A 24,447-nucleotide genomic window follows, 5' to 3' on the forward strand; every position below is an offset into this window, starting at 1 on the left:
AAGTCTGGCTCAATCCGGAGCGTATGCCCCGAGCCGAATTAAAGCAGTGCGCGTGAAGCGACGCGACAACTACGTTGACAAACACCGCACGGATGCCGGCTTACAAGATTCTTCCGATCGGAAGCCATGTACTTCGCTGCGCTACGAAGCATGGCGTTATTCGAGCCACGATTCGAGTGCTGCCACCGAGCAATGGGGAATGCAGGGGTTCGGGGTCGGTCTACATCGCCGGGATCGCTGCGGGCGGAAAGAACCTCATTACCCGTCAAGACGCCAATCTAAACTTCAGTTGTCCATCCATAAGCAACTATTTTCTTTCCCGGCTCGACGTCAAACTGAACGCACGAAGCGCGACAGTGCGCCGTTGCATAAGTGATGCTCTAGCAGAAGACTCGCATGAGCTAGGATGCACGGAGGAGTCGGTCGGACGGTGAAGTCAGGGGCGGATAGCGGGACACGGCTTCCCGGATAGGTCCGCCGGAATCGTAAGCAAGCTGCCGACGCGCCATTAGACGGGCGTAATTTCGCATGGCGGCCGGATTTGCCTCCATACACTGCCCCCATCAACGAAAGAAGATGAACTGGACGCCTGCACCTCAAGGCAAGAGCCATGTGCCAACGTGGCCCAAGACAGGCCTTACGTTGCTCTATCGCTCACTTTGCGGACTTTTGGTACTAGGCGCGCTTGTGCCCATTGCCGCGCATGTATTTGGCATCTCGATCCAGTTCAATACAATTCGGATGGTTTCTTTCTTCTTGCTGGCGGCTTGCTCTCGGTAACGAACGCATGGCGCACTTGGCTGTTGCGCCTACCTGTCACGACTCGATTTCCCCCACCGGTGCAATACGGCTACCCGGGATGGCGCAGCATTCTCCAATCTCAGTTCGTTGCCGGATTTTTCCTGTTTATATTCGGTGCGCTGCTGTCCCTGCTTTGAGCCGCAAAAGTCGACGAGTCTAATGGCCGCTTTGTCCCAGGATCGCTGCCTCCTATGGGTCCAGATGCGCCGCCCCTGATGTCGCCGGCTCACCGGCGCGGCGTGACAGGATCGCATAGCGTAGTCCGGCCAGGCTATAACGTTCGACGTCGCTGGTTAAAATCACCGACAATGCGCGTCGGACTTTCAGGAAACGCTTGCGACCGGCCAACCGCGCTGTGCGCTCCGTGACGATTGTGTCTGTGCTGAGTGGCGTGCCAACGTACCAAAACTAACAATATGACCGAGCCTGAGCAAATGGAACAGTTCACGCTGAAAGAATGCTTCAACGGCGCCTGGAGAGATGCGGGGCGCTCGGTTCTCAACAGGCCTGGCCTGTTCGTTCTACTGATCGGGTACGCTCTATCAATGTGCATCCGGGTTCAAATGCAGCTTGACGAGGCTGCAGGCACATCCATCATGGGACACGCTCCGATCCGGTTGATGTGCTCGCTCGTTCAGGCTGCGACATGGATCGGCCTACCCGTGCAGGCTGCGCGATATGTACTGCTCGGTCCTTCCCAGGCAAGGGCAAGTCGATTTTTCGATCGTGGATTCTGGCGCTATTGGCGAGTATGTCTTGTGATTGGTCTGGCGGTTGGCGCAGTTGGGCTGGCTGGTGCACTTAGCCTATATTTGGTCGCCCGTGGCCTTGGGCACCAACTCGATCGCACTTCCTTGCTGCTCGTGATTGTGGTCGCCGCCTTATTCGCGGCAGCCTTACTTATCTACGTTAGTGCCCGGATGTGCCTGCTGCTTTGTCACGTAGCAATCGGAGGCAGTGCGCGTTGGAGGGCGGCGTGGCGCGATACCCGTGGTCAATTCTGGCGTATTTGGGGCACTCAGTTCGTCGTGGCGCTACCGCTCTCAGTGGTCCCGATCGTCTGTTACATACTTGCGCCTCCTGTGCTGCGGACACTCGGTGGGAATTCGACCACCTGGTTCTTCGGAATCATTTCCGGAGTCAGCGTAGCCGTATGGTGTACGGTCAACGTATCCTCTTCCGCCTGGCTTTACCGCCGATATGCAAATGAGATTCGAGAAACGACTACCCCTTAGCCAAAGAATGATTTCGATCATAAGTGAACCGCACACGCAATAAAAATGTAGTGTCGCCGGAGCTGAAGTGGTATGAACAAAATTTTTCTTATATCAGCATTCGTGTTGTTACTTTTGATCTGCGGCCTTTACGACGCCAAGCGGAGTCGCACTCGCAAAGCAACGCTCGATGCGATTGCAGCCGCTCCTTTGCCACATCTCCCGCTTTCCTTTACATGGAATTGGTGGGGAATCGTCCTACTCATGGCAGTTCCCTGTTTTGCCCTTGCATTTTCCATGCTCCTTGTTTTTTCCGTCGGTGCCGTGGTGTCAATTGCATTGCCAGGCTTATTTGCATTCATCGTATCAGCATATTACGTGTATGGATATTTGCGCTTTTCCTTGAAAGGCCCTTCCTTCATCCTTGATTCTGACGGCATTGAGTTCGCCGGACATCGGCTACGTTGGCGAGACGTGTCGGCAATTGATTACTCGCCCTCCGGGCGAACGCCGACGATCCGAATCCGGAACACCGACCCTCGGGCAACCGGCTTCAGTATGTTTGATCAGTTCTGTGGAAAGACTTCAGTCTCAGCCTATCTTATTGCCGATCCGGATAGTCTTGTCGGCTGGTCAAGACGACTCAAGGAGGAAGATTCAAGGACGTCTCCCGCTCATCGTTAGCGAGGCAACGGCCGCCCGGCCTTTCGCGACTGCCGGGGTCACCGCTGAGGGAACGATCGACAGCCCGGTTCGCACATACCCGTTCGGGTGACCCCACGACTTGCATGGGGCGATTTTCTTACTACCCGCGTCCCCTTTTTCCCTCCGACTTATATGCTCCAAACGCGCCCCTTCGGTGCGTCCCTGGACTCGCCCCACGCCACGCCGAAAACGGTTCCACACACAAAATCTCAATTTTTTTGCACGTAGCACGTCACTCTGCCGTCGCTATCTGAAGCGATTTCGAGGGATCTCGTAAAAACCGTCGCCAGATGCCCCGAACCGTCGCGAACAGCGCTTTCCCGAAGCGCGCGCGGCCAGGTGCAATCGCTCGCCGAACGCGCTAATCTCACGCCGTTTTTGTCCGCGCGGCACGCGTCGAACTCACGAATCGACTGACCTGTCCCGCGCGTTTTCCGCATGCGAGGAGCGCACTTGCGCTCGCTTCATGTCACGGAGTGCAGCTTGAACACAGAACCAGCCGAGCACGATTGGGTAGCTCGCAGCCTGAAGGCCGTTTGGCACCCCTGCACGCAGATGAAGCATCACGAACGTCTGCCGCTCATCCCCGTTGCCCGCGGCAAAGGCCCATGGCTTTACGATCGGGCGGACCATCGCTATCTCGATGCAATCAGCTCGTGGTGGGTCAACTTGTTCGGTCACGCGAACGAGGACATCAACGCAGCCCTCAAGACCCAGCTCGATACGCTCGAGCACGCGATGCTCGCGGGCTGCACGCACGAAGCCGCAGTGGAACTGGCCGAGCGGTTGTCATCGCTCACCGAGGGCACGCTCGGCCATGCGTTCTTCGCATCGGACGGCGCATGCGCCGTCGAGATCGCGCTGAAGATGAGCTTCCACTACTGGCGCAACCGTGGCCGCGCGGACAAACGCGAATTCGTCTGCGTGGCGAACGGCTACCACGGCGAAACGATCGGCGCGCTCGGCGTGACGGACGTCGCATTGTTTAGGGATGCTTACGATCCGCTGATTCGCGGCGCGCATATCGTCGCCTCACCGGACGCACGCCTGGCCGAACCCGGCGAAAGCGCGCACGCGTTCGCGCAACGCGCATTGGAAAACGTGCGAGCCCTATTCGAAGCGCATGGTTCGCGCATCGCCGCATTGATCGTCGAGCCGCTCGTGCAATGCGCGGCCGGCATGGCCATGCACGATAGCGCCTATATCAGCGGCCTGCGCGCACTATGCGATCAATACGAAGTGCATCTCATCGCCGATGAAATCGCCGTCGGCTGCGGCCGCACGGGTACTTTCTTCGCTTGCGAGCAGGCAGGGGTGTGGCCGGATTTTCTCTGTCTGTCGAAAGGCATCAGCGGTGGCTACTTGCCGCTTTCGCTCGTGCTCTCGCGCGACGAAATCTATGCGGCCTTCTATGACGACGACACGGCGCGCGGCTTTCTGCACTCGCACTCGTACACCGGCAATCCGCTGGCATGCCGGGCCGCGCTCGCCACGCTCGATCTGTTCGCACGCGACGACGTGCTTGCGCAAAACGAACGCAAGACGGCGCAACTCATGGACGCGCTTTCGCCCATACGCTCGCTCGAAGCAGTGCGGCACGTCCGGCGCACCGGCACGATCGTCGCCTTCGACGTCGCGATCGACGGCGACGAAGCGCGCACATTCTCGCGCCGCTTCTTCGAACAAGCGCTTTCGCGCGAGTTGCTGTTGCGTCCGATCGGCCGCACCGTCTATCTGATGCCGCCTTATATTTTGGATAACGAAACGATTGCACTGCTCGGCGCACGCACCTGCGAGACGCTTGAAGCCACGCTCGGCGTGGGGGTGCACTGATGTTCCTGCTCGATACCCTGCGCGCCGGACTCGCCGATATCGACGCCCGCGGGCTCAAACGCCGGCGCCGCATCGCCGACACGCCGTGCGCCGCGCACATGACCGTGGACGGCCGGGAGATCGTCGGCTTCGCCAGCAACGACTACCTCGGCCTCGCCGCTCATCCGCGCCTCGCTCACGCCGTCGCGGAAGGCGCGCGGCGCTATGGCGCGGGCAGCGGCGGCTCGCATCTGCTCGGCGGCCATTCGCGCGCGCATGCCGTGCTCGAAGACGAACTCGCGGCCTTCGCGGGCGGTTTCGTCGATGCGCCGCGCGCGCTGACGTTTTCCACCGGCTACATGGCGAACCTCGCCACGGTGACCGCGCTCGCCGGCCGCGGCACGACACTCTTCTCCGACGCGCTGAACCACGCCTCGCTCATCGACGGCGCGCGCCTCTCGCGCGCCGAGGTGCAGGTCTATCCGCATGCCGATACAGAGGCACTCGCGGCCATGCTCGAAGCCTCGGACGCCGCGGTGAAAGTCATCGTCACCGATACCGTATTCAGCATGGACGGCAGCATCGCACCGCTCGCGCGGCTGCTCGAATTGGCGGAGCGCCACGGCGCATGGCTCATCGTCGACGATGCGCACGGGTTCGGCGTGCTCGGGCCGGAGGGTCGCGGCGCGGTGGCGCAAGCGGCATTGCGCTCGCCCCACCTCGTCTATGTCTGCACGTTCGGCAAGGCCGCCGGCGTCGCGGGCGCCGCCGTGATCGCGCAGGAAACCGTCATCGAATGGCTGTTGCAGCGCGCCCGGCCATACATCTTCACCACGGCCGCGTCGCCGGCCGAGGCCCACGCGGTGTCGGCCAGCCTCGCGCTGATCGCCGGGGAAGAAGGGCACGCCCGCCGCCAGCATTTGCAAGCGCTGATCGAGCACACGCGCGAAACGTTGCGTCTCACGCGCTGGCGTCCGATCGATTCGCCTACGGCCGTGCAGCCGCTCGTTATCGGCGGCAACGAGCAAACGCTGGCGCTCGCCGCGCGGCTCGACGAACAAGGCTTGTGGGTGCCCGCCATTCGCCCGCCGACCGTACCGGTCGATACGTCGCGTTTGCGCATCTCGCTGTCGGCGGGCCATACGTTCGCCGATCTAGAGCGGCTGCGCGCGGCGCTGCTTCAGATGGGAGACGTTGTATGAGTTCACCGCTTTCGCTGTTCGTCACGGGCACCGATACCGAGATCGGTAAAACGCTCGTCTCGTGCGCGCTGCTGCGCGGCTTCGCCAACGCCGGCTTAGCGGCGGCGGCGATGAAGCCGGTCGCGGCGGGCGCCGAATTCAATGCCGAAGACGGTATGTGGCACAACGAGGACGCCGACCAGCTCGACGCAGCGGCCGGCGTACTGCTCCCGCCCGAGGTGCGGACACCCTATTTGCTCCAAGCGCCCGCCGCGCCGCATATCGTGGCCGCGCAAGAAGGCCGGACGCTCGAGATCGCGCCGATCGTGCAGTGCCATCGCGAAGCGATGCAACGCGCGGACGTGGTCGTCGTCGAAGGCGTCGGCGGCTTTCGCGTGCCGCTCGACGGTACGCGCGACACGGCCGACCTCGCGGTCGCGCTGGGGCTGCCGGTCGTCCTCGTCGTCGGCGTGCGGCTGGGCTGCATCAATCACGCGCTGCTGACGGCCGATGCGGTCGCCGCGCGCGGGCTGCGCCTGGCGGGTTGGGTCGCGAACATCGTCGATCCGGCCATGCGCTTCGCCGACGAAAACGTGCAGACCATCCGCGAATGGCTCGCGCGCGAGCATGGCGCCCCGCTCCTCGGTACCGTGCCGCACCTTGCACCGCCCTCGGCCCAGGTCGCGGCGGAGCACTTGAATATCGATGCGCTGCTGCATGCGCTTCGCTCGAACACGCTGTGACCGGCCGTCCCGGCCAGCCCTTCCAAGACTCAATCGATGCCCAACCGGACCAACGATATGACTGAAGCTCAAAACGCCGTGCAACCCCCTTCACGCGCAACCGACGCGAACGCGAGCAACGCCCAACGCTGGCGCGTCGCCGACGTCGTCGCGCTCTACGAACTGCCGTTCAACGATTTGCTCTATCGCGCGCAGCAGGTGCACCGCGAGCATTTCAGCGCGAACGAAATCCAACTCTCGACGTTGCTTTCGATCAAGACGGGCGGCTGCGAGGAAGACTGCAAGTACTGCTCGCAGTCCTCGCATTACGACACCGGCTTGAAAGCCGAGAAACTGATGGATGTAGACGCGGTGCTCGACGCGGCCCGCCTCGCCAAGCAAAGCGGCGCCACGCGCTTTTGCATGGGCGCCGCCTGGCGCAGCCCGAAGGAACGCCACATCGAGCCGATCAAGGACATGATCCGCGGTGTGAAGGCGATGGGTCTCGAAACGTGCATGACGCTGGGCATGCTCGAGGACGATCAAGCCAAGGCGTTGCGCGAAGCCGGGCTCGATTACTACAACCATAACCTCGACACGTCGCCCGAGTTCTACGGGCAAATCATCTCGACGCGCAGTTACCAGGAACGCCTCGATACGCTCGAGCGCGTACGCGATGCGGGCATCAACGTGTGCTGCGGCGGCATCATCGGCATGGGCGAATCGCGCCGCGAGCGCGCGGGACTCATCGCGCAACTCGCGAACATGGATCCGTATCCGGAATCGGTACCGATCAACAATCTCGTCGCGATCGAAGGCACACCGCTCGGCGATGTGGAGCCCATCGATCCGTTCGAGTTCGTGCGCACGATCGCCGTGGCCCGCATCACGATGCCGCGCGCCGTGGTGCGCCTCTCCGCGGGACGCCAGCAGCTCGACGACGGCTTGCAGGCGCTTTGCTTCCTTGCCGGCGCCAACTCGATGTTCTACGGCGATCAATTGCTGACAACGGGGAACCCGCAAGCCGACGCCGATCGCAAGCTGCTCGAACGGTTGGGTATCCGCGCCGGAAGTCCGGAGCCGCGCGACGCGACTGAATCGAGAGAATCGACGGCGTCGTGCTCCGGGGGATGCGGCAGTCATTGAGGCAATACGCGACTTGTCATAGCGGGGCCGCCGAGTGCGGCCCTGAACCGTCCATCGCTTCGCTTCGATCGCGCGTCTACGCGCCTTCTGCGGCGAAGCGAATCACGCGGAGCCGGCTCGCCTCCTCGGCGTTGGTACGATCCGCGGCGAGGTGTTCGTGCGGCCGCCCGATGTCCGCCCGCGAAACGTACCGGCCGTCTTCGGCCCTAAGCGTCATCAGCGTCGGGTCCTTATCGTCGAACTGGTAGTCGAAGGCCGTCCATTCGTTCTTGCGCGCGGTAATCAAGCCATCCACATGCGGAGTGGCCGGATCGGGCGCAACGGCCCAGTACCGATCCGAATCCGGGTTGTACAAGATCACCTTGTCGGCAACCAAGCCCCACCCCGCCTGATGCTTGCAAGTCGCATCGGCTGTGTCCTTCTTGATCGTCATGTCGCCCCATCCGTTGTGGCAGACGAAGCGTCCGTTCTCGGTCATCAAATAAACCGTCTCGATAGTCATAAGCTGAATCTCTATTAAAGGTGAGCGACGCCGGGGGCCGTGCCTCGTCCAGCCGGGCCGGGCCCGTTTCTTGCGCTCGGGCCCGTGGCTTGCTTTATGCCATGTACGCATCGGTCTATTCGCAGCTCCGCTCAATTTCGGACCATCGCGCGTTTTTCTCCCTCGCACATCAGCCTCGCCGGTGCGCCTCACAGGCGCCGCGATTCACAAATTCTTCTTATCGTTTAGTCACACTGTCCGGCGCATTGCCGCGCATCGCGCGTGGCTTCAGCGCGCTCATGCGAGCTCGTACGAAAGCGCGTCCGTCGATCGCGGTCAAACGCCCCGCAGCCCCTCGAACGAACCAGCCGCCAAGAACTAGGAGAGCAACCCGATGACTTCGAATAGCCGCCGCCGTTTTCTGCAATCGATGGCTCAGTCGGCCGGCGCCGCCGCCGCGATGACGCTCGTCCCCGACTCGATCCGCCGCGCGCTGGCCATTCCCGCCGCGTCGCGCACAGGTACGATCCGCGACGTCGAGCACATCGTCGTGTTCATGCAAGAAAACCGCTCGTTCGATCATTACTTCGGACACCTCGCCGGCGTGCGCGGCTACAACGATCGCTTCCCGATCCCGCTGCCGAACGGCGCGCCCGTTTGGCAGCAGCCGTCGAAGGAAAACCCCACGCAGCCGGTGCCGCCGTTCCATCTAAATACGCAAACGACGAGCGCCCAATGCGTCGGGGCGCTCGATCACTCCTGGTACGCCACGCAAGCCGCGATCGATGCGGGCCGCTACGATCAATGGCCGGCCAACAAGACCGACCTGACGATGGGCTACTACCTGCGCGGCGACATTCCGTTCCACTACGCGCTGGCCGATGCGTTCACCGTCTGCGACAACTACTTCTGCTCGATCCCTTGCGCGACGCACCCGAACCGGTCGTATTTGATGACGGGCACGATCGACCCGACGGGCACCATGGGCGGGCCCCTGCTCGACAACAACGACTATGTGGACGGCGACCTGCCGCCCGCCTATCAACTGCTGTCGTGGACGACCTTTCCCGAGCGTCTGCAGGCGGCCGGCATTTCGTGGCAGGTCTATCAGCAAGGGCTGACCTGGAAGGATCCGCTCAACGGCAACTACGGCACGAACATCTTGATGAACTTCGCCCAGTACATCAATGCGCCGGAAGGCTCGCCGCTGCAACAGCGCGCGATGACGGTACGCTCGCTCGATCAGCTCAAGGCCGACGTGCTCGCGAACAATTTGCCGCAAGTCTCGTGGCTGCTGCCGCCGGCCGCATACTCCGAGCATCCGAAGTACACGCCCGCCTACGGCGCGGAGTACACCTCGCAGATCCTCGACGCGCTGACGGCGAACCCCGAGGTGTGGAGCAAGACCGTCCTGTTCATCATGTACGACGAGAACGACGGCTATTTCGACCATATCGTGCCGCCGCAGCCGCCCACCTCGCGGGCGCAAGGGCTCTCGACCGTCACGACGGACGGCGAAATCCACAACGTCGTGAACCCGGGCCGCGGCGGGCACTTCACCGCCGACAACCTGCCCTACGGCCTGGGACCGCGCGTACCGATGACGATCGTCTCGCCGTGGACGAAAGGCGGCTTCGTCTGCTCGCAGGTGTTCGATCACACGTCGGTGATTCGCTTCATCGAGGCGCGCTTCGGTGTGCATGAATCGAACATCACGCCGTGGCGCCGAGCCGTGTGCGGCGATCTGACCTCGGCGTTCGATTTCCGCCGCCCCGACGCGTCGATGCCGCCGTTGCCCGATACGAGCAACTACAAGTCGATCGCCGACAACCAATGCTCGACGCTGCCGGCCCCCAGCGTGCCTGCCACGCCCGGCACGATCGACCCGCAAGAGCCCGGTGTGCGCCGCGCTCGCGCGCTGCCTTACGAGTTGCACGTCAACGGTCATTTGCATGTGGACGAAGGGAAGTTCGCGCTCGATTTCATCAACACCGGCGAGCAAGGCGCGCACTTTTACGTCTATGCGAAAAACCGTCAGGACGGTCCCTGGCGCTATACGGTCGAAGCGCATAAGTCGCTGCGCGAGACGTTCGATCTCAGCGTAACGAAGGGCGCATATGCGTTTATCGTTCATGGCCCCAACGGCTTCGTCCGCGAATTCGACGGCGCGCTCGGCGCGCAGGACGCTCGCCGTGAGCACGACGCGGTCGATATCGAAGTGAAGACCGGCTACGACGTGGCGAACGGGCACTTGTATTTGCGCTTCGTCAATCACGGCCGCGAGCACGCGCGCCTATCCGTCATCGACAACGCATACGGCGCGTCCGCGCGGCACATCGAGTTGCCCCCGCGCGGCGAACACGAAGCGTGCTGGAGCTTGGCCGAAAGCCATCATTGGTACGACCTCACGGTCAAGACCGGCGAGACGGGCGCGTTCGTGCGGCGCATCGCGGGCCATATCGAAACGGGACGCGCGAGCTTCACGGATCCGGCTGCGGTGGCACCGGTCACGGCGTTCGCGTAATCGGCGAGTCCGACGGCGGCCCGTCAAGCGCGACGGGCGCCGTAGCGACCGCCGCTGTCGCGACGGCGGCCGTAAAATAGCGCCCATCGTCAATCGACCATAGCCACGCCCGCTGGCGCGGCCGCCGTTGCATGAAGATTCTCTTGCACACCCCGCATGCCGAGGATGCGCCCGCCTGGGTCGCCTCCCTTCAAAGCGCGCAGCCGTCCGCGCACGTACGCCTGTGGTCGCCCGGCGATACGGCGGATGCCGACTACGCCGTGCTGTGGCGCCCGCCCGCCGAACTGTTCGCTAGACGGGGAAAGCTACGCGCCATGTTCGTGCTCGGCGCGGGCGTGGATGCGCTGCTCGCGCTCGAGCGGCGCGAGCCGGGAACCTTGCCCGCCGGCGTGCCGCTCGTGCGCCTCGAGGACGCCGGCATGGCCGAGCAAATGGCGCAATACGCGATCCATGCCGCGCTGCGCTACCTGCGACGGTTCGACGAATACGATCTGGTCCGGCGCGAGCACGGCGGCGACGCGCCGTGGCGCACGCTGGAACCGCATCCGCGCGAATCTTTCCATATCGGCGTGTTAGGCCTCGGAATGCTCGGCGCGCATGTGGCCAAATCGCTCGCGTCCCTCGGTTTTTCCGTGCGCGGCTATAGCCGCGGCATGAAGACGATCGAGGGTGTCGATACCTTCGCCGGCGCTAGCCAATTGCCCGCGTTCCTCGACGGCCTGAAGCTCGTCGTCAACCTCTTGCCGAGCACGCCCGATACCGACGGCATACTCAACCGCGATCTGTTCGCGCGGCTGGCGCATGGCGCGTATCTGGTGAACCTCGCCCGCGGCGCCCACCTCGTCGAAGCGGATCTCATCGATGCGCTCGACGCGGGCCGCCTGGCCGCGGCGACGCTCGACGTGTTCGCGCAAGAACCGCTGCCGCCCGAGCATCCGTTTTGGCGCATGCCGCGCGTGACGATCACCCCGCATATCTCCGCGCTCACGCTGCGCGATCCGGCGGCCCGGCAAATTGCGCGTAAGATTGAAGCACTTGAACGCGGCGAGGCGATCGGCGGCATCGTCGACATTCGCCGCGGCTACTGAAAAACGCAACCCGACGGCTCCCGACGCCGCGCGAATGCGCTCGGCGCCGGAGCCGATTCGTTTTGTTTAGCATTCCAAACGAACAGAATGGAGGAGACATTCCATGTCTTTGCCCCACGCAGTGAAGATCGTCGAAGTCGGCCCGCGCGACGGCCTGCAAAACGAGAAGGAGTTCGTGCCGACCGAGGTGAAGATCGATCTCGTGAACCGGCTCTCGGCGGCGGGTTTTCGCAACATCGAAGCGGCATCGTTCGTGTCGCCGAAGTGGGTGCCGCAGATGGCCGACGGCACACAGGTGATGGAGGGAATCGAGCGGCGGCCAGGCACGATCTACTCCGTGCTGACGCCGAATATGAAAGGCTTCGACGGCGCACTGGCCGCGCGTGCCGACGAGATCGTGATCTTCGGCGCGGCCAGCGAAGCGTTCTCGCAGAAGAACATCAACTGCAGCATCGCCGAAAGCATTGCGCGCTTCGAGCCCGTCGCGCGCGCCGCGAAGGAAAGCGGCCTGCGCGTGCGCGGCAGCATTTCGTGCGCGCTCGGGTGCCCCTACCAGGGCGACGTGCCCGTCCCGGCCGTCGTCGATGTCGTGCAGCGCATGGCCGCGCTCGGCTGCGATGAGATCGATATCGCCGATACGATCGGCGTCGGCACGCCCGGACGCACGCGCGAAGTCTTCGCGGCCGTCACGAAAGTGTTCCCGCGCGAACAGCTCTCGGGGCACTTCCACGACACCTACGGGCAAGCGCTCGCCAACATTTACGCGGCCCTGCTCGAAGGCATCGAGATCTTCCACGCGTCGGTCGCCGGTCTCGGCGGCTGTCCGTATGCGAAGGGAGCAACGGGCAACGTGGCGACCGAGGACGTGCTCTACCTCATGAATGGGCTAGGCATCGAAACGGGCATCGACTTGGATGCCGTCGTCGGCATCGGCGATTTCATTTCGAAGGCGATCGGGCGCGCGAACGTCTCGCGCGCCGGCCGCGCGTTGCTCGCCAAAGCAGCAAACGCCGCATGCGCCTCCTAAATCGATAAATCGAATCACGCGGAAACTACACGAGATGGAGGATGCTCAGTTGAGGTTGACGAATCTGCCCGATGCGCCCGACGCATCGGAGCCGCTCGCCGCACTGCCGGAATCGGCCCAGCGCGTCGCGCTGTTGCTGCGCGAATGCGGCCACGAAAAACCTGTCGTCATGCTGCCGCAGACCGGCAAGACATCGGCCGAGGCCGCGGCCGGGCTCGGTTGTTCCGTCGCGCAGATCGCGAAGTCCATTCTGTTTCGCCGGCGCGAGGACGATGCCCCCGTGCTCGTCGTCGCGAGCGGCGCGAATCGTGTCGATGAGGAAAAGGTCGCGCAGCACGTAGGCGGAATCGCGCGTGCCGATGCGAAATTCGTCCGAGAAAAAACGGGCTATGCGATCGGCGGCGTTTGTCCGATCGGGCATTTGACCCCGCCCGTCACTCTGATCGATTCGGATTTGCTGCAGCTCGACAGCTTGTGGGCCGCGGCCGGCCATCCGCACGCGGTGTTCAATCTATCGCCGCAGGAATTGATCGCGATGACGGGTGCGCCCGTGGTGGACGTCGCATTGCGCGGTTAGGGACCATGCGCCCCCGAGCATCGGGGCGCGATCGGTTCCGCGCGGACAAAAAAGAAAGCCGTTCATCATCGAGGACGAACGGCACAATGTTCGACGTGATCAGCGTCAGTTGTCATGATACCGATGCGCGCTCGGGCCACGCATCGGTGATTTCCCTGCAGATCGGCGCCGCCTGCCGTCACTTGCATTGAGCACTGCCGCGCGCGCGTAGCGCCGCACCACCAGCCGCGCCTACCCGAGCGCCGCGACGCGACGGCACGATGCGCCAGCCGAAGTTCACGCCGGCGGCCGCCAGGAGAATCAGCGCCGCACCGGCCAGTTGCACCCAGGCAAGCGTCTGCCCGAATGCAAACCGGTCGCAGACGATCGCGACGATCGGGTAGATGAACGAGAGCGCCGCGGTCATCGACGTCGGCAGCTTTTGAATCGCGCCATAGAGCAGAACATAGACGAGCCCCGTGTGCACGACGCCGATCGTGGCCAGGTCGGCCCAAGGCAAGGACGTATGCGGGAGGGCCCCGTAGTCGACGAACGGCGCGAGCAGGAACACGCCGAGCGTGACCTGGATCAACGCGATCAATTGCGGCGGCGTGCCCTTGAGCCGCTTCGTGATGATCGACGACACGGCATAGAAGAAGGCCGCACCGAGCGAATACCCGATCCCTACGAGATATTGCCCCGGCACCGCCAGCACCGCGGGCTGCACTTTGACGACGAGCAGCAGTCCGATAAACGCCACGCCGAGCCACGCGGCCGTCGAGACCGTGATGCGTTCGCGGAATACGACCGCGCCGAGCGCGACCAGCATGAACGGCTGCGTGTTGTAGGCCACCGTCGCCATCGAAATCGAGGCCCGCGAGTAGGCGGCGAACAGCAAGACCCAATTGGCGACGATGGCCGCGCCGCCCGCCGCGGCAAGCGCGAGCGTGCGCCACGTGAGCATCTCTTTGCGAATGAGCCCGAGCGCGGCGCAAATCGCCAAGAGCGTCGGAGCGCCCAACGCGCAGCGCACGAACACGACGTTTTGCGGGGACTGGCCCGAGGCGACGACGAGCCAGCCGATCGTGCCCGAGATCGACATCGCGGCGATCATCTCGAGCGCGCCGCGCCGGATTTCCTTGCCTGATTGATTCACCATGAATGCACCTGTCTTGAGTCGCGCGTAAAGCGCCGGAAACCGAAGATCGATGCAAACGAGTCTAACGATTTGAAGCCGTTGAAAACAGCGATAAACTTAGGCGGAAACGGAATTTTCTCTTCGAAACGAAGGCCGATATGCCAAAACGCCTTTCCGATGGTTCGAATATCCCCGATTTGGACTCGACCGACCGCGCCCTGCTGCGTCTGCTAGCCGACGACGCGCGCACCGCGGTCGCCGATCTGGCGCGCGAGATCGGGCTTTCGGCGCCGAGCACGGCCGAGCGGCTGCGGCGCCTCGAGGCACAGGGCGTCATCGAACGCTATACCGTGCAACTCGATCCGCGCGCGCTCGGCTACACGTTGCAGGCGATCGTGCGCGTGAAGCCGTTGCCGGGGCAACTGCATCTGGTGGAAGACGAGATTCGCCGCATCCCCGAATTCGTCGAATGCGACAAGGTGACGGGCGACGATTGCTTCATCTGCCGGCTCTTCTTGCGCAACATCGAGGAATTAGACGACATTCTGAACAAAGTCGGCGAGCGCGCCGAGACGAGCACCGCCATCGTGAAGGCGACGCCGGTGGCCCGGCGCCTCCCCCCGCTCGGACCAGCCGAGCCTCGCGCGGCACATACCGCCGGCCGCGCGCGCGAGGACGCGCAGCCGAGCGCTAAGCCGCGCGAGCTCAAGCGCGGTGTTCGTTGACGCGCCTTTCGCTGCGGACCATGCGTTCGCCCGATTCGTCCGCTTCGAAGAAGTCGTGGATCTCCGCGATCAACGCGTCGGGCGCTTCCTCGGGGATGTAATGTCCGCACGGCAATGCGCGGCCGCTCACATCGCGCGCCACGCGTTGCCATTCGCGCAGCGGATCGAAGCAGCGAGCGACGACACCTTCGGCACCCCACAGCACGCGCAGCGGGCAACCGATTTTACGGCCGCGCTCGAGATCGGCGCGATCGTGCTCGAGATCGATCGTGGCCGAAGCACGATAATCCTCGCACATCGCGTGCACCGCACCGGGTGCGCGCAATGCATCGCAATAGGCGCGCAATGCGTCGGGCTCGAACGGTTCGAGCCCAGCATGGCGGCCGCCCATGACCGACTTCACATAGGTCTCCGGGTCCGCGCCGATCAGCGTTTCGGGAAGCGGCTCTGGTTGGATCAAAAAGAACCAATGGAAGTAGGCGGTCGCGAACGTGCGATCGGTCGCTTCGTACATCGCGAGTGTCGGCGCGATATCGAGGAGCATCATGCGCTCGACGGCGTCCGGATAATCGAGCGCCATGCGATGCGCAACGCGAGCGCCGCGATCATGCGCGCACAACAGAAACCGATCGAACCCGAAATGACGCATGACGGCCACTTGATCCGCAGCCATTGCGCGTTTCGAATAGGGCGCGTGACTCGGATCGCTCGCGGGCTTGGCCGATCGACCGTATCCGCGCAGATCGGTGGCGACGACGGTGAAATGCTCGGCAAGGCGCGCGGCGCATCGGTCCCAGATGCGATGGGTTTGCGGATGTCCATGCAATAGCAGCAAAGGGGGACCGTCGCCGCCCTTCCATCCAAAAATTTCGACGCCGTCGGCATCGACGCTAAACGGAGTAAAGTCGGCGAAACTCATAGCGCTCGCTCCTGCCTCTTATCGTTGTTCGAACCATTCGTATTCTAGGTGTGTGGCTGGCGTCTGCTTGTTCGAAGCGCCACGAAACGTAGAACCAGAGCACTCACTCGAATGCAAAGCGGCCCGGGACCGACGTTTTAATCGCCTATAATTCGAACGTTCGTTCTTTTAATGAAGAGGAGACACGCGTCATGGCCCTGCCCGCCGTCCTAAAGAATCTGACGCTGCCTATCGTCGCGTCGCCGATGTTCATCGTGAGCTACCCCGAGCTCGTGCTTGCCCAATGCAAGGCCGGGATCGTCGGTTCGTTTCCTGCATTGAACGCGCGGCCCGCCGAATTGCTCGACGAATGGCTCACGCAGATGGACGAGGCACTGGCCGCGCACCGCGCCGCGCATCCGGGCGCGACGGTCGGGCCCGTCGCCGTCAATCAGATCGTGCATCAGTCGAACGCGCGGCTCGAACACGACGTGCGCGTGTGCGTCGATCACAAGGTACCCATCTTCATTACGAGCTTGCGCGCGCCCGCGAAAGAGATCATCGATGCGGTCCATAGCTACGGCGGCATCGTGCTGCACGACGTCATCAATTTGCGCCACGCGCAAAAAGCGCTCGAAGCCGGCGTGGACGGCCTGATTCTCGTGGCGGCCGGCGCGGGCGGCCATGCCGGCACGACCTCGCCGTTCGCGCTCGTCGGCGAAGTGCGGCGGATTTTCGACGGGCCGATCGTGCTGTCCGGCGCAATCGCCAACGGCGGCTCGATCCTCGCCGCGCAGGCGATGGGCGCCGATCTCGCCTACATGGGGACCCGCTTCATCGCCACACGCGAGGCGCACGCCGTCGACGACTACAAGCGCGCGATCGTCAACGCGAGCGCGTCGGATATCGTCTACACGAACCTGTTCACGGGCGTGCACGGCAATTACATCCGCGAGAGCATCGTCAACGCGGGACTCGATCCCGAGGCGCTGCCTGTCTCGGACAAAACCGCCATGAACTTCGCGAGCGACAAAGCAAAAGCATGGAAAGACATCTGGGGCGCGGGGCAAGGCGTCGGTTTGATGGACGACGTGCCGAGCGTGGCCGAACTCGTCGAGCGGCTCAAGCGCGAATATAACGAAGCACGCGAGCGGCTGTCGCTAAGTTAATGGTCTTCGGTCGCAGGCGGCGACCTCGCTCGTTAACCAATCGGCGAAAGCTTGCGCACCGGGCTTCACGGTGCCCGTTTTGCGGCTGAGCAGCCAAAAGGCATTGGCGTCGGGCACCGCCACCGTGCCGACGCGCTCGAGCCGGCCGGCGGCCAAATCGTCGGCGACGAGTGCGAACGGAGCCAGCGCGATCCCGCGCCCGGCAATCGCCGCTTCGATCGCCAGGTGCATCACGCTGTAAAGAGGCCCCGACTCCGCCGCGGCGAGCCAGGCCGGCGAGTGCAACCCTGTCGCGGCAAGCCATCCGGTCCAAACATTGTCGGGCCGCCCCCTGCTTAACCCCGCCGCCGATGATGGCGGCAATGCAACCCGCAGCAATGGAGCCGGGACGGGCCGCTCGATGAGCGACAGTTCCGCCGGCAGCGTGGCCCGCAACGCCGGGCTGCATACCGGCACGACCTCATCGACGAATGCAAGCCGCTGCGCGTCGAGCTCGCCGTACGGCCCGGGCCCGTAGCGCAATGCGAGGTCGATGCGCCCATCGTTGGCCAAATCGACGAGCGTTTCCGACACCAGGAGCTGCAAATCGATACCTGCGTGGCGCCGATAGAAATCATCGAGGCGAGGCGCCAGCCAACGCGAAGCGAACGAAGGCACCGCGCTGATGACGAGCGTATTGCGTGGCGGCGCGTGCGAAGGGGACGCCGCGATCAGTGCGGCGTGGATCTGCGCGAATGCACCCGAGATATCGTTCGCGAGGACCGAGCCCGCCGGGGTCAAACGCACCGCGCGATTGAGCCGTTCGAAGAGCGGTGCCCCGAGATACGATTCGAGCGTCGTCACTTGCTGACTGATCGCGGCGGGTGTGACGAATAACTCCGTGGCGGCCGCTTTGAAGCTGCCCAGACGCGCGGCGGCTTCAAACGCACGCAGTGCGCTCAGCGGAAGGTTGTGGATCGCGATGACGTTCGGCATCGCGTCAGTTTAGCCAAACTAATTCGACGACGGAAAAACTCGTTTGTCGTCGTGACCACCGTCCGCCTATGCTGGCGCTTCGATCCACCAATATGCTCAGGAGCGCGAATGAATGCCCACGAATCGGTTCTGGTCTTGCTCGGCAGCGCGCGCCGCGAGGGCAACACGGAGCAACTCATGCGGCGCGCCGCCGCCCGGTTATCGACTGAACAAGCCGTACAGTGGCTGCATCTAGGCGATTATCCGCTGCCGCCTTTCGTCGATATCCGTCACGAGGATGCGCCGGTCTACGAAGCGCCCACAGGCAACGAGGCGCTCTTGCTCGAACGGACCTTGGCCGCGTCGCACCTCGTCTTCGCGATGCCGCTCTACTGGTATAGCCTGCCGGCCGACGCGAAGCGCTACCTCGATTACTGGAGCGCGTGGATGCGGGTGCCCGGCGCCGATTTTCAGCGGCGCATGGCGGGCAAACAGCTCTCGGTCGTCACCACGGTCAGCGACGAGAATCGCCGCGTGGCCGAGCCGTTGATCGACTCGCTGCGGCTCACGGCCCAGTACCTTCACATGACGTTCCGCGGCGCGGTCGTCGCCTTCGGCAATCGCCCCGGCGAAGCGCTCGCGGCCCCTTCGATCGTCGACGACATCAGCGCATTGTTATCCGCCGAGATTACCGCGTGACACCCATGGCCCACGTGGTCACGCGTTGCGGCGATACTGCCCGCCGACCTCGAACAGCGCGTGCGTGATCTGCCCGAGCGAGCAGACGCGCACCGCATCCATCAGTACCGCGAATACGTTCTCGCCCTGCATCACGGCACGCCGCAGCCGATCGAGCATCGGTGCGGATTGTTCCGCATGGCATGCCTGAAACGCGCGCAGCCGTTCGATTTGATTGCGCTTTTCCTCGAGGGTCGAGCGCGCCAGCGCGAGCGGCCCGAGTGTTTGCGGGGCGGATTCGTCGACGAACGTATTCACGCCGACGATCGGATACGAGCCGTCGTGCTTGCGTTGCTCGTAGCGCATCGATTCGTCCTGGATACGTCCGCGCTGGTAGCCGGTTTCCATCGCGCCGAGCACGCCGCCGCGCGCGGTGAGGCGATCGAATTCGTCGAGCACGGCCGCTTCGACGAGATCGGTCAATTGCTCGATGACGAAGCTGCCTTGATTCGAGTTCTCGTTCTTCGCCAAACCCCATTCGCGATTGATGATGAGCTGGATGGCCATCGCTCGTCGCACGGACGACTCCGTCGGCGTCGTAATCGCTTCGTCGAATGCATTCGTATGCAGCGAATTGCAATTGTCGTAGACGGCGATCAGCGCTTGCAGCGTCGTGCGGATATCGTTGAACGCGACCTCTTGCGCGTGCAGGCTGCGGCCCGACGTCTGCACGTGATACTTGAGCTTTTGGCTGCGCTCGTTCGCACCGTACCTCTCGCGCATCGCCACCGCCCAAATGCGGCGCGCCACGCGGCCGAGCACCGCGTACTCGGCCTCCATGCCGTTCGAAAAGAAGAACGATAGGTTCGGCGCGAAATCGTCGATCGGCATGCCGCGCGCCAAGTAGGCCTCCACATAAGTGAAGCCGTTCGCGAGCGTATAGGCGAGCTGCGTGATCGGATTCGCGCCCGCCTCCGCGATGTGATAGCCCGAGATCGACACCGAATAGAAGTTGCGTATGTCGTGTTCGATGAAATAGGCCTGTATGTCTCCCATCACCTTTAGGCTGAACTCCGTCGAGAAGATGCAGGTGTTTTGGCCCTGGTCCTCCTTCAAGATGTCGGCTTGCACGGTCCCGCGTACCGCGCTCAACGCCTGTGCGCGCGTCTCCGCCATCTCGGCCGCGCTAGGCTCGCGCCCTTGCGCCGCGCACCGCGCGCGCAATCGTTCGAGTTGCTGATCGATCGCGGCGTTGAAGAACATCGCCAATAGGGTCGGCGCCGGACCGTTGATCGTCATCGAGACCGACGTCGCCGGATCGCACAAGTCGAATCCGTGGTAGAGCGTCTTCATATCGTCGAGCGTGGCGACCGAGACGCCCGAATTGCCGATCTTGCCGTATACGTCCGGCCGTTCGCCGGGGTCTTCGCCATAAAGCGTCACCGAGTCGAAGGCCGTCGAAAGACGCCGCGCCGGCATACCTTCGGAGAGCAATTTGAAGCGGCGATTCGTGCGCGCCGGATCGCCCTCGCCCGCGAACATGCGTGTCGGGTCTTCGTTCTCTCGTTTGAACGGGAACACGCCCGCCGTGAAGGGAAAACAACCGGGCAAGTTTTCGAGCATGAGCCAGCGTAGCGTTTCGCCGGGATCGGCGAATGCCGGTAAGGCCACCTTGCGGATCGAGGTGCCCGCGAGCGTCGTCGCCGAAAGTTGTATGCGAAGCTCCCGGCCACGAATCGTCACGACGCGTTCGTCGCCCGAATAGTCGGCGACCGTGCGCGGCCACGCATCGAGCAACGCGCGCTCGCGCGGGCCAAGACAGGCCTCGCGCGCCGCCGTCAAACTATCGAGCCGCGCGACTAGCGAGGCCGCGGTGGCGGCGTCGCTCGCCATGGCGGCCCCCGCTTCTTCCATGGCCATGCGTCTAGCCTCGGCAAGCTGCCAACGCTCGCGCGCATACCGCGCCTGCTCCGTTGCCCTCGTGCGATAGGCCCGGATCGTATCGGCGATTTCGGATAGATAGCGCGTGCGTGCGATGGGCACGATGGCGCCGTCCGCATGCGAATGGCGAGTCGCTACGCGAGGCAAACGAGCGCTAGGAGCAGGCGCCGGCAAGCCGAATTCGCGCAGCGCATCGGCAATGCGGCCGTATAGCGCGGTCACGCCATCGTCGTTGAAACGCGAGGCGATCGTGCCGACGACCGGCATTTCATCGGGTGCCTCGCCGAACGCGCCGCGGTTGCGCTGCATCTGTTTGGCCACGTCGCGCAACGCATCGAGCGCACCGGCGCGATCGAACTTATTGATCGCAACGAAATCGGCGAAGTCGAGCATGTCGATCTTTTCGAGCTGACTCGCGGCGCCGAACTCAGGGGTCATCACATAAAGCGAGCGATCGGCGACTTGGGCGATCGCGGCATCACCCTGCCCGATGCCCGATGTTTCGACGATCACGAGATCGAAGCCGGCCGCTTTGCAGGCGGCGATCGCATCGGGGATGACGTCGGGCAATTCGCTGGCCGCCGCGCGCGTGGCAAGCGAGCGCATGAAAACGCGCGGCCCATGACTCCACTGTGCGATCGCGTTCATGCGAATACGGTCGCCCAGCAGCGCGCCGCCCGATTTGCGGCGCGACGGATCGACGGCTAGGATCGCGATCGACAGCGCATCGCCGTAATCGAGGCGAAACCGCCGCACGAGCTCGTCCGTCAACGATGACTTGCCTGCGCCGCCCGTCCCCGTCACGCCAAGCACGGGCACTGGCGTTCGGGCGTCGGCGCGTTCGGCCAAGGCCGCGAGCATCGCGGCGTCCGCGTGCCCGTTTTCGAGCGCGCTGATGAGCCTCGCCAGCGCGCGCCGAGCCGCCGGTCCATCGCCGGCGACGGCCGCCAGCCATGCCGCCGCATCGGGCTCGCTGGAGGGATCGGCTCGCTCCCGCACCTGTCGGCAGCGGGCGATCATATCGTCGATCATGCCTTGCAGGCCAAGCCGCTGCCCCGCCTGCGGCGAGTACAGACATCGCACGCCGTAGCGCATCAACGCGTCGATTTCGTCGGGAAGAATGACGCCGCCCCCGCCGCCGAACACGGCGATATGCTCGCCGCCGCCCTCGCGCAGCGCATCGACGAGATAGGTGAAGTATTCGAGGTGTCCGCCTTGGTAGCTGGAGACAGCCACGGCATCGGCATCCTCGTCCAGGGCCGCGCGCGCGACCTCCGCGACGGACCGGTTATGACCGAGATGGACGACTTCGACGCCGTTGGCCTGCAAGATGCGGCGAATGATATTGATCGTTGCGTCGTGGCCGTCGAACAGCGCGGCGGCCGTGACGAAACGCAAGCGTCGAGCCGGCGCCGGACCGGGGGCGCGGCGCTGTTGCGGCGCGGAAAGATCGGTCATGACTGAGCCCGTTGCACGCTTGCCGGCTGCGAAGCCGATGCTTGCAGTATAGGCAACGGGCGGCGAGGCTCCGTGCGCGCGCCCTCACGCGTGATGCAAGGCCGGGCGCCTCCCGGCCTTGCGCGCTCCCAGCGAATCGAAACGCGGTGCTTAGAACTTCGCGCGCATGCCCGCGCCGATCGTTTGCCCCGTCGAAAGGCTGCTCAGCTTGTCGTTCATATACGCGGCGTACAGATCGGTACGCTTGGAGAGCGGATAGTCGTAGCCGAGCGCCCAAGTGCGGCGCGTCTGGTCGAGTCCGCCCGCATCGCGCGAGTAAGCGAACGAAGCCATGACCGAGCCCGGGCCGACGGGCACCGTCACGCCGCCTTGCCCCGTATTCACGTGCCAACTGCCGCCCGTCAGGTTGTCGTTCTTCGTGTACATATACTGGCCGTAGAACTTGGCAACTTTCAGGTCGTAGCTCGCGCCGAGCTGAGCGACGCTCTGGCTCTTGAACGGAACGATCGTCCCAAACGGCGGCACGTTCACGAGATCGCCAGGGCTGTTGTTGAAGTTCACGTACTGATAGACACCGGTCGCCGCGAACGGACCATGGAAGTACAGGAACTGCGCGCTCCATTTTTTCGCGCCGTTGTTGCCGGCTTGGTTGCCGAGGCCGTACATGACGCTGGCCGACAGCCCGTTGTAATCGGGCGTGGAATACTGAATCGCGTTGTTCCAGCCCGAATCGCCGACCACGCCCATGTCCGTGCCATACGTCGCACCCGTCGGCGTCGCCGTATTGCCGAGGAAGACGTGATAGACCATCGGCGAGAATGTGTACGAGTCGATGAACGGGTTGAACAGAATCGTCGAGACGAACAGGTGCGTCGTCAAACGGCCGGCCGTTACCGTGCCGTAGGGCGATTCGATGCCGACGTAGGCGTTGCGCGAGAAGAAGCTGTCGCCCGTGAAGCGGCCGTAGTTGCCGTTTTGGGGCAGGAAAAAGTCTTCCAACGTGAAGACGGCCTTATATCCGCCGCCGAGATCTTCCGAGCCCTTCATCCCCCAGTACGACGTCGACATGCCGCCGCCACCGACGACCCATGAGCGCTGCCCACCCGGGAATTGCTGCATCCCCACCCACGTGTCGACCTGTCCGTAGAGCTGCACGCTCGATTGGGCATGGACGGCTGTACCCGCCGCACAAGCGAAGGCGGCGACGGCGGCCATGCGAAGACTCGTTTTCAGCGCGCGGCTGACGGTGGCTTTCATAGGTTCTCCTGTCATTTGTCAGAAAAGTGATACGTGTGAACCGCTCCTGGCGCTGTGGGTCGCCTTATTTTGTTTCGGGGCGAGCCCATCTTTACGGACCATATTTGCGGACAAAATTACGTCCTCTTATGGCCGGTATAGCGATTCGCTTAATCGTGCCGCATGCGAAGGCGCGCTTGCCCATACCCGGTGCGCCGGGGTGAACCGGTGCACGCGAATAGCGCGTCGCGAATGGCCGGACAGGCGCACGGGCGCTCGCTCTCAGCCGTAAATTCGGAAACAGGAGGGAATATGACGCACGAGTGGCGGACGACAAAATGTTTTCGTCCGAGGAGTGCCTCGTAGACGAGTGGAAGCGGGGTTTAGGGCTTGAAAGTGTGGCGAATTTGCATCATTGGCCGGCGCCGCGGAGGCGGGACGATGAGGCGGTGCGATGCCCCACGAAGGTGAGGCGTCAGTTGCGGTAGGCCGACGGCGGCTGCGGCGGTCGCGGCACATGGCCGTTCGGCGGGGGCGGCGGCCGCGTGGCTTCGCGCTCCTCGTTGTAGCGGGCGATGTCGGCACGAATCGATCCTGCACGCAGATACGCGGCACCGCCCTCGCGCGCGAGCGTGCGCGCTTCGTCGCTGACCGGCCGCAACGGCATCGCCGCGGGCAGGGCGACGGGCGCGGGTACCATTCGTGCGGCGCCATGCCCGTAAGGGTTGCCCGACATCATGAAGGCGCGACGGGCGGAGGGCCGGATAACGGGCCCCGCGGCACGACTCGGTGCCCGCCACAGCGAGGCGCCGCGCGAGGGCGCGAACCATCCCTCATGCCCGTGCGGAGGCTGCGCGAGGGCGAGCGAAGCCGCGAACGTGCAAAGCACGACCGCCACCCACCGCCCAATGAATTTCAACGCGCAATCCGTCATTTTCGATGCACTCGCCTGGCCCCCACGGAATGCTGCCCGGGCACGATGCGCCTTCTTTA

At 63.7% G+C, this 24,447-nt stretch carries 18 protein-coding genes and 1 pseudogene; 12 read left to right on the forward strand and 7 right to left on the reverse strand.

All coding sequences use genetic code 11. The features are described from left to right. Nucleotides 1-2,108 precede the first annotated feature (2,108 nt). From DXT59_RS30780 to bioB, 5 genes are all read left to right on the forward strand, one after another. Nucleotides 2,109-2,699 (forward strand): hypothetical protein, encoded by a 591-nt coding sequence (locus DXT59_RS30780; protein WP_162878213.1) that lies wholly within the window; start codon nucleotides 2,109-2,111, stop codon nucleotides 2,697-2,699. 504 nt (nucleotides 2,700-3,203) lie between these two features. Beyond that, entirely contained in the window at nucleotides 3,204-4,553 is a 1,350-nt protein-coding gene (gene bioA, locus DXT59_RS23260; protein WP_240324635.1) for an adenosylmethionine--8-amino-7-oxononanoate transaminase, read from the forward strand. Then, nucleotides 4,553-5,734, forward strand: a complete 1,182-nt coding sequence (bioF, locus tag DXT59_RS23265; protein ID WP_116139612.1) for an 8-amino-7-oxononanoate synthase — start codon at nucleotides 4,553-4,555, stop codon at nucleotides 5,732-5,734. Before bioA ends, bioF begins: the two co-directional genes overlap by 1 nt. Further along, nucleotides 5,731-6,456, forward strand: a complete 726-nt coding sequence (bioD, locus tag DXT59_RS23270; protein WP_116139614.1) for a dethiobiotin synthase — start codon at nucleotides 5,731-5,733, stop codon at nucleotides 6,454-6,456. Before bioF ends, bioD begins: the two co-directional genes overlap by 4 nt. Before the next feature lie 57 nt (nucleotides 6,457-6,513). Continuing rightward, a complete protein-coding gene (gene bioB, locus DXT59_RS23275; RefSeq protein WP_116139616.1) occupies nucleotides 6,514-7,581 on the forward strand; it encodes a biotin synthase BioB in 1,068 nt (355 codons plus the stop codon). Nucleotides 7,582-7,657: 76 nt separating this feature from the next. On the opposite strand, the gene DXT59_RS23280 is transcribed toward bioB, so the two are convergent. Further along, nucleotides 7,658-8,083, reverse strand: a complete 426-nt coding sequence (locus tag DXT59_RS23280; RefSeq protein WP_116139618.1) for a hypothetical protein — start codon at nucleotides 8,081-8,083, stop codon at nucleotides 7,658-7,660. 373 nt (nucleotides 8,084-8,456) lie between these two features. Between DXT59_RS23280 and DXT59_RS23290 the strand changes: the two genes are divergently transcribed. The 4 genes from DXT59_RS23290 to DXT59_RS23305 all read left to right on the forward strand — a co-directional run bounded on the left by DXT59_RS23290 (nucleotide 8,457) and on the right by DXT59_RS23305 (nucleotide 13,278). Beyond that, nucleotides 8,457-10,586 carry a phosphocholine-specific phospholipase C gene (locus tag DXT59_RS23290; RefSeq protein ID WP_116139622.1) on the forward strand — a complete coding sequence of 710 codons (2,130 nt, stop codon included), beginning with the start codon at nucleotides 8,457-8,459 and terminating at the stop codon, nucleotides 10,584-10,586. 131 nt (nucleotides 10,587-10,717) lie between these two features. Further along, the gene (locus tag DXT59_RS23295; protein ID WP_116139625.1) at nucleotides 10,718-11,674 is read left to right on the forward strand and encodes a 2-hydroxyacid dehydrogenase; all 957 of its coding nucleotides are present in this window, start codon (nucleotides 10,718-10,720) and stop codon (nucleotides 11,672-11,674) included. Nucleotides 11,675-11,777: 103 nt separating this feature from the next. After that, nucleotides 11,778-12,701 (forward strand): hydroxymethylglutaryl-CoA lyase, encoded by a 924-nt coding sequence (locus DXT59_RS23300; protein ID WP_116139627.1) that lies wholly within the window; start codon nucleotides 11,778-11,780, stop codon nucleotides 12,699-12,701. 34 nt (nucleotides 12,702-12,735) lie between these two features. Continuing rightward, nucleotides 12,736-13,278 (forward strand): YbaK/EbsC family protein, encoded by a 543-nt coding sequence (locus DXT59_RS23305; RefSeq protein WP_116139629.1) that lies wholly within the window; start codon nucleotides 12,736-12,738, stop codon nucleotides 13,276-13,278. Between the two features lie 178 nt (nucleotides 13,279-13,456). Here the strand turns inward: DXT59_RS23305 and DXT59_RS23310 are convergent, their stop codons facing one another. Further along, a complete protein-coding gene (locus tag DXT59_RS23310) occupies nucleotides 13,457-14,416 on the reverse strand; it encodes a DMT family transporter (protein WP_116139631.1) in 960 nt (319 codons plus the stop codon). Nucleotides 14,417-14,553: 137 nt separating this feature from the next. On the opposite strand from DXT59_RS23310, the pseudogene DXT59_RS23315 reads away from it, so the two are divergent. Beyond that, a pseudogene (locus DXT59_RS23315) lies at nucleotides 14,554-15,021 on the forward strand (Lrp/AsnC family transcriptional regulator); the annotation flags it as partial. Between the two features lie 79 nt (nucleotides 15,022-15,100). Here the strand turns inward: DXT59_RS23315 and DXT59_RS23320 are convergent. Then, nucleotides 15,101-16,039, reverse strand: coding sequence for an alpha/beta fold hydrolase (locus DXT59_RS23320; RefSeq protein ID WP_116139635.1), 939 nt, complete (start codon nucleotides 16,037-16,039; stop codon nucleotides 15,101-15,103). Nucleotides 16,040-16,230: 191 nt separating this feature from the next. Between DXT59_RS23320 and DXT59_RS23325 the strand changes: the two genes are divergently transcribed. After that, nucleotides 16,231-17,187: an NAD(P)H-dependent flavin oxidoreductase gene (locus DXT59_RS23325; RefSeq protein WP_116139637.1), complete on the forward strand. Its 957-nt coding sequence runs from the start codon at nucleotides 16,231-16,233 to the stop codon at nucleotides 17,185-17,187. Here the strand turns inward: DXT59_RS23325 and DXT59_RS23330 are convergent. After that, nucleotides 17,179-18,162: a LysR substrate-binding domain-containing protein gene (locus DXT59_RS23330; protein WP_116139639.1), complete on the reverse strand. Its 984-nt coding sequence runs from the start codon at nucleotides 18,160-18,162 to the stop codon at nucleotides 17,179-17,181. The genes DXT59_RS23325 and DXT59_RS23330 overlap by 9 nt on opposite strands. Before the next feature lie 108 nt (nucleotides 18,163-18,270). Between DXT59_RS23330 and DXT59_RS23335 the strand changes: the two genes are divergently transcribed. Further along, the gene (locus DXT59_RS23335; protein WP_116139641.1) at nucleotides 18,271-18,840 is read left to right on the forward strand and encodes a flavodoxin family protein; all 570 of its coding nucleotides are present in this window, start codon (nucleotides 18,271-18,273) and stop codon (nucleotides 18,838-18,840) included. 18 nt (nucleotides 18,841-18,858) lie between these two features. On the opposite strand, the gene icmF is transcribed toward DXT59_RS23335, so the two are convergent. From icmF to DXT59_RS23350, 3 genes are all read right to left on the reverse strand, one after another. Beyond that, nucleotides 18,859-22,218 carry a fused isobutyryl-CoA mutase/GTPase IcmF gene (gene icmF, locus DXT59_RS23340; RefSeq protein WP_116139643.1) on the reverse strand — a complete coding sequence of 1,120 codons (3,360 nt, stop codon included), beginning with the start codon at nucleotides 22,216-22,218 and terminating at the stop codon, nucleotides 18,859-18,861. Between the two features lie 150 nt (nucleotides 22,219-22,368). After that, nucleotides 22,369-23,475 (reverse strand): porin, encoded by a 1,107-nt coding sequence (locus DXT59_RS23345; RefSeq protein ID WP_116139645.1) that lies wholly within the window; start codon nucleotides 23,473-23,475, stop codon nucleotides 22,369-22,371. A gap of 454 nt (nucleotides 23,476-23,929) precedes the next feature. Further along, a complete protein-coding gene (locus DXT59_RS23350; protein WP_240324636.1) occupies nucleotides 23,930-24,373 on the reverse strand; it encodes a peptide-binding protein in 444 nt (147 codons plus the stop codon). Between the last annotated feature and the right edge of the window lie 74 nt (nucleotides 24,374-24,447).

Origin of the sequence: Trinickia diaoshuihuensis, assembly GCF_003390925.1 — a bacterium.
In the GTDB taxonomy this organism is placed as follows: Bacteria; Pseudomonadota; Gammaproteobacteria; order Burkholderiales; family Burkholderiaceae; genus Trinickia; species Trinickia diaoshuihuensis.